Origin of the sequence: Bilifractor sp. HCP3S3_D3 (genome assembly GCF_052063915.1) — a bacterium.
Taxonomy (GTDB): domain Bacteria; phylum Bacillota; class Clostridia; order Lachnospirales; family Lachnospiraceae; genus Bilifractor.
In genome coordinates, this window is the sequence record NZ_JBQHWP010000046.1 from 1 (window position 1) to 1,604 (window position 1,604).

The 1,604-nt window shown below is 43.4% G+C and carries 1 protein-coding gene; it reads left to right on the top strand.

All coding sequences use genetic code 11. The annotated features are described in order from the left end of the window. Positions 1-124 precede the first annotated feature (124 nt). Positions 125-1,513, top strand: coding sequence for an ISNCY family transposase (locus ACTNDI_RS13940; protein WP_441101565.1), 1,389 nt, complete (start codon positions 125-127; stop codon positions 1,511-1,513). The last annotated feature ends 91 nt before the right edge of the window (positions 1,514-1,604 follow it).

Below are 1,604 nucleotides of genomic sequence, written 5' to 3' on the forward strand. Positions count from 1 at the left end.
TATAAGCCATAAATGATAAAGTCCTGATGTACCACAAATGAAAATGTCCCGATTATGGTAGAATATTACTTTCTATAATCTATCAGATCGGAGGACATAGCTTATAAGAAGGGTAACTTTATCAATGGATGAACAGAATAAATATGAGGTGATCAAGTCTCTGGTGGATCATCCTGAAACCGGAAACAAGGATCGTGCAGCACTGAAACTTGGTTGTACCAGGCGGCATATCAACCGTATGATTGCCGGATATCTCAAAGAAGGCAAGACTTTTTTCATTCATGGCAACAAAGGACGTAAACCATCAACAACCATTGCCGATGACGTACGGAAACAGATCGTTGATCTCTACCGTACAAAGTACTATGAGGCAAATTTCGAGCATTATACGGAATTACTAGAGCGCTTTGAGGGGATCCATATATCCGCATCATCGGTAATGAACATCCTTGAAAAAGAATACATCCTCTCCCCAAAGGTTACTAAAGCTAAGCGCAAACGTGTAAAAAAGGAGCTTGCTATTTTGAAAAAAACAGCTCGGTCGCAAAAGGAACAAGATACCATACAATCCAATCTGGTTGCTGTAGAAGACGCCCACAGCAGGCGCCCCAGATGTGCTTATTTTGGCGAGATGGAGCAGATGGACGCCACGCCGTACGAATGGGTCAATGGACAGGTCTGGCACCTTCATCTGGCGATTGACGATGCTCTCGGCATAATCACCGGCGCCTGGTTCGATACGCAGGAAACGTTGAACGGCTACTATCACGTATTCCATCAGATCCTGACGAATTATGGCATTCCTTATAAATTTTTCACAGACAGACGTACGGTATTTACCTACAAAAAGAAAAATGCCCCATCGGACGATGAGGACACTTACACCCAGTTTGCTTATGCTTGCAAACAGCTCGGCGTTGAACTTGAATCCAGCAGCGTTCCACAGGCCAAGGGCCGTGTGGAACGGCTGAATCAGACACTTCAGTCACGCCTTCCGATCGAACTTCGTCTGGCAGGCATAACTGATATCGAGAGTGCCAATGAATTCCTCCACTCCTACATAGAAGAATTCAACAAGAAGTTTTCACTTCCACTTAATGTTAGCAAATCTGTTTTTGAATCGCAACCAGATGAAGAAAAAATCAATCTGACTCTGGCTGTTTTAATTGAACGGACGGTAGACTGTGGCCATGCTATCCAGCTTGAAAAGCATTTTTACAGAATGTTAGACAAGAACGGAAAACAGATCCATTACCGCAAAGGTACAAAGACAATGGTGATCAAGGCGTATGACGGTCGGAAGTTCTGCTGTGTCAACGATAAGGACATCTATGCGTTGGAGGAAATTCCCGAACATGAACCCAAGTCAAAAAACCTTGATGCAGACTATGAACCGCAAAAACCCCGTAAACAGTACATACCGCCGATGAATCATCCATGGAGACGTCCTGTCTTCAATAAATTTGTGCATTCCCAGCCGCATCGGATCGAAGAAGATCTAAAAAGTGCATGATTAGAGTGTTAACACGGATATTAAATAAAAGCCCCTGAAAACCGGGGCTCATGTTAAAGTTTTTTCGAGACATTTTCATTTATGCTTGACA